Origin of the sequence: Burkholderia sp. KCJ3K979 (assembly GCF_016759955.1) — a bacterium.
Classification (GTDB): Bacteria; Pseudomonadota; Gammaproteobacteria; order Burkholderiales; family Burkholderiaceae; genus Burkholderia; species Burkholderia orbicola.
Genome location: NZ_JACFYV010000345.1, coordinates 1 through 4323, shown reverse-complemented (window position 1 = coordinate 4323; position 4323 = coordinate 1). Strand labels below are relative to the sequence as shown.

At 73.2% G+C, this 4323-nt stretch carries 1 protein-coding gene; it reads left to right on the top strand.

Annotated features, from left to right (window positions below):
- Positions 1-4323, top strand: a 4323-nt coding sequence (locus H3O04_RS34230; protein WP_202589402.1) for a beta strand repeat-containing protein, incomplete at both ends; no start/stop codon positions are given.

The following is a 4323-nucleotide window of genomic DNA, read 5'->3' as shown; positions in this document are numbered from 1 at the left end:
GGCGGCAGCCTGGCGGCAGGCGGCGCGGTGAATCTGGGCGGCGCCGGCGCGACGTTCGACCTGAGCGGCGCGGCGCTGCCGCAGGCGATCGGCACGCTGTCGGGCGTGGCCGGTTCGACGGTGAACCTCGGCGGCAACGGCCTGACGCTCGGCGGCGCCGGCAGCGGCACGTTCGGCGGCACGATCGCGGGCGCAGGCGGCAGCCTGACGCTGTCGGGCACGGGCACCGAAACGCTGAACGGGGCCAACACGTACACGGGCGGTACGAACCTCGCCGGTGGCGGCACGCTGGTCGCCGGCAATGGTGCGGCACTCGGCACGGGCGCGTTGAACGTCGCCGGCGCCGGCGGCACGCTGGCCGCGAGCATCGCCGGCACGACGCTGAACAACGCGGTGAATCTCGGCGCCGGTTCGTCACTGACGCTCGGCGGCGCGAACGACCTGGGCCTCGGCGGCATCATCGCCGGTGGCGGCAGTCTCGCGCAAACCGGCAGCGGAACGACCGCGCTCACCGGCGCGAACACGTACACGGGCGGCACGACGCTCGGCGCCGGCGGTCTGTCGGTCGGCAGCAATACGGCGCTCGGCACGGGCGCACTCACCGTCACCGGCAGCGGCGGCGCGCTCAGCGCGAGCACGGCGAACCTGCTGCTGGCGAACGCCGTCGATCTGGGCATCGGCTCGACGCTGCATCTCGGCGGCGCGTTCGACTTCGGCCTGAACGGGACGATTTCCGGCGCGGGCGGCGTGGTGCAGTCCGGCGCGGGCACGACCACGCTCGGCGGCGCGAACACCTACGGCGGCGGGACGACGCTGAACAGCGGCGGACTGAGCGTGGGCAGCAATACGGCGCTCGGTTCCGGCGCGTTGAACGTGACCGGCAACGGCACGCTGAACGCCAGCGTGAGCGGCACGACGCTCGGCAACGCGGTGACGCTCGGCGCGGGTGCGACGCTCGGGCTGAACGGCGCGAACGATCTCGGCCTGAGCGGCACGATTTCCGGCGGCGGCGGGCTTGCGCAGACCGGTGCGGGCACCACGACGCTCACCGGCACGAACACCTATGACGGCGGCACCACGTTGAGCGGCGGCGGGCTCATCGCCGGCAACGGCAGCGCGCTGGGCTCCGGCGCGCTGAACGTGACGGGCGCGGGCGGCTCGCTCGGCACGAGCGTGGCCGGCACGACGCTCGGCAATGCGGTGAATCTCGGCGCGGGTTCGACACTGACGGTTGGCGGTGCGAACGATCTCGGGCTGGGCGGCGGGATTTCGGGCAGCGGCGGTCTGTCGGTCAGCGGCCCGTCGACGACGACGCTCACGGGCGTGAACACCTACACCGGCAACACGACGATCGGCGGCGGCAGCACGCTGGCGGTGGGCGCGGGCGGCGGCCTGTCGGCGGGCAGCGCGCTCGACCTGGCGGGCACGGGCGCGACGCTCGACATCAGCGCGGCGACCACGCCGCAGACGAGCGGCATGCTGTCCGGCGTGGCGGGCACGAACGTGAACCTCGGCGGCAACACGCTGACGCTGGCCGGCGCCGGCAACGGCAGCTATGCGGGGACGATCGGCGGCACCGGCGGGCTGACGATGGCCGGTACGGGAACGGAAACGCTGACCGGCACCAACACGTACACCGGCGCGACGACGATCAACAGCGGCACGCTGGCGATCGGCGCGGGCGGAAGCCTGTCAGGCAGCAGCCCGGTGAATCTGGCCGGTGCGGGCGCGACCTTCGACGTCAGCGGCGCGACCACGCCGCAGACCACGGGTACGCTGTCGGGCGTGGCCGGTTCGACGGTGAACCTGGGGGGCAACAACCTGACGCTCGGCGGCACGGGCAGCGGCACGTACGGCGGCACGATCGCGGGCGCGGGCGGCAGCCTCACGTTGTCGGGCACGGGTACCGAAACGCTGACGGGCAACAATACCTACACGGGTGGCACGAATCTCACCGGCGGCGGCACGCTGATCGCGGGCAGCGGCTCGGCGCTCGGCACGGGCGCGCTGAACACGGGCGGCGCAGGCGGCACGCTCGGCACCAGCGTGGCCGGTACGACGCTGACCAACGCGATCAATCTCGGTTCGGGCTCGACATTGACGGTTGGCGGTGCGAACAACCTGGGTCTCGGCGGCGCGATCTCGGGCAGCGGCAACCTCGCGGTGAATGGTCCGTCGACGACGACGCTCACCGGCGCGGGCACGTACACCGGCAACACGACGATCGGCAACGGCAGCACGCTGGCGGTCGGCGCGGGCGGCAGCCTGTCGTCGGGCAGCGCGATCGATCTGGCCGGCGCGGGCGCGACCCTGGACGTGAGCGCGGCCACGTCGCCGCAGACCACGGGCACGCTGTCGGGCGCAGCCGGTTCGGCGGTGAACCTCGGCGGCAACACGCTGACGCTCGGCGGGTCGGGCAACGGCACGTTCGGCGGAACGGTCGGCGGCACGGGCGGCTTGACGCTGTCGGGCACCGGCACGGAAACGTTGACGGGGACCAACACGTACACCGGTGCGACGACGATCAACAGCGGCACGCTGGCGATCGGCGCGGGCGGCAGCCTGTCAGGCAGCAGCCCGGTGAATCTGGCCGGTGCGGGCGCGACCTTCGACGTCAGCGGCGCGACCACGCCGCAGACCACGGGCACGCTGTCGGGCGTCGTCGGTTCGACGGTGAACCTCGGCGGCAACAACCTGACGCTCGGCGGCACGGGCAACGGCACGTACGGCGGCACGATCGCGGGCGCGGGCGGCAGCCTCACGTTGTCGGGCACGGGCACCGAAACGCTGACCGGCAACAACACGTACACGGGCGGCACGACCCTGAGCGGCGGCGGCACGCTGGTGGCGGGCAACGGCTCGGCGCTCGGCACGGGTGCGCTGAACACGAGCGGCGCAGGCGGCACGCTGGCCGCGAGCACGCCCGGCACGACGCTCGGCAACGCGGTGAATCTCGGCGCGGGTTCGACGCTGACGGTTGGCGGTGCGAACAATCTGGGTCTGGGCGGCGCGATCGGCGGCAGCGGCAACCTCGCGGTCAATGGTCCTTCGACGACGACGCTGTCGGGCGCGAACACCTACACCGGCAGCACGACGATCGGCGGCGGCAGCACGCTGGCGGTCGGCGCGGGCGGCAGCCTGTCGTCGGGCAGCGCGATCGACCTGTCGGGCACGGGTGCGACGCTCGACCTGAGCGCGGCGACTTCCGCGCAGACGACCGGCGCGCTGTCCGGCGGCGCGGGCACGAACGTCAACCTGGGCGGCAATACGCTGACGCTCGGCGGCGCGGGCAGCGGCACGTACGGAGGCGTGATCGGCGGCACGGGCGGGTTGACGCTGTCGGGCACCGGCACCGAAACGCTGACGGGTACCAACACCTACACCGGCGCGACGACGATCAACAGCGGCACGCTCGCGATCGGCGGCAACGGCAGCCTGTCGTCGAGCAGCCCGGTCAGCCTGACGGCGGCCGGCGCGACGCTCGACCTGAGCGGCGCCGCGTCGCCGCAATCGACCGGCGCGATCTCGGGTGTGGCCGGCTCGACGGTGAACCTGGGCAACAACAACCTGACGCTCGGCGGGTCGGCCAGCGGTACCTATGCGGGCAACATCGCCGGCACCGGCGGCGTGACGATGTCGGGCACCGGCACGGAAACGCTGACGGGCAGCAATACGTACACGGGCGCCACCACGATCAACAGCGGCACGCTGGCGATCGGCGCGGGCGGCAGCCTGTCGGGGACGACGCCGGTGAGCCTGACGGGTGCGGGCGCAACCTTCGACCTGAGCGGCGCGACCACGCCGCAGACGACCGGCACGCTGTCGGGCGTGGCCGGTTCGACGGTGAACCTGGGCGGCAACAACCTGACGCTCGGCGGGTCGGGTAGCGGTACTTACGACGGCACGATCGCGGGTGCGGGCGGCAGCCTGACGCTCGGCGGCACGGGCACCGAAACGCTGACCGGAGTCAACACGTACACGGGCGGCACGAGCCTGACCGGTGGCGGCACGTTGATCGCGGGCAATGGTTCGGCACTGGGCACGGGCGCGCTGAACACGAGCGGCGCGGGCGGCACGCTCGGCACGAGCGTGGCCGGCACGACGCTCGGCAACGCGGTGAACCTCGGCGCGGGGTCGACGCTGACGGTTGGCGGTGCGAACAATCTCGGCCTGGGCGGCGCGATCTCGGGCAGCGGCAATCTGGCGGTGAACGGCCCGTCGACGACGACGCTCACCGGCGTCGGCACGTACACCGGCAACACGACGATCGGCAACGGCAGCACGCTGGCGGTCGGCGCGGGCGGCAGCCTGTCCGGCGGCAGC